We start from the raw sequence: 432 nt of genomic DNA, 5'->3' as shown, positions 1-432 counted from the left end.
GGCGCAGGAAGGTCGATTTGCCGGCCATGTTCGGACCGGTGAGGAGCCAGATCTGGCCGGATTTCTGCGCCGGCCCCGGCGAAAGGTCGCAGGCATTGGCGATGAACGGCTGGCCGTCGCGCTTCAGGGCCTGCTCGACCACGGGATGGCGGCCGCCTTCGATCGCAAAGCCCAGCGAATGATCGACTTCCGGCCGCACATAGTTCTCGTCGATCGCGAGCTTGGCCAGCGCGGTCGCGACGTCGAGCAACGCAAAGGCGTGCGCGGCGGCGCGCAGATCGTCGCTTCCGGCAAGCGCCATGGCAGAGAGCCGGTCGAAGATCTCGAGCTCGAGGTTGAGCGCGCGGTCGCCGGCATTGGCGATCTTGGCTTCGATCTCGCCGAGCTCCGATGTGGTGAAACGGACCTGTCCGGCGAGCGTCTGGCGATGGA

The 432-nt window shown here is 66.7% G+C and carries 1 pseudogene; it reads right to left on the bottom strand.

Annotated features, from left to right (window positions below):
* Positions 1–432: pseudogene (locus I6F36_RS38925) on the bottom strand (DNA mismatch repair protein MutS); the annotation flags it as partial.

The sequence above is a fragment of the Bradyrhizobium sp. BRP19 genome, assembly GCF_020194195.1.
Lineage (GTDB): Bacteria > Pseudomonadota > Alphaproteobacteria > Rhizobiales > Xanthobacteraceae > Bradyrhizobium > Bradyrhizobium yuanmingense.
Note: the sequence above shows the minus strand (reverse complement) of the source record. Positions and strands in the feature narration are given on the sequence as shown.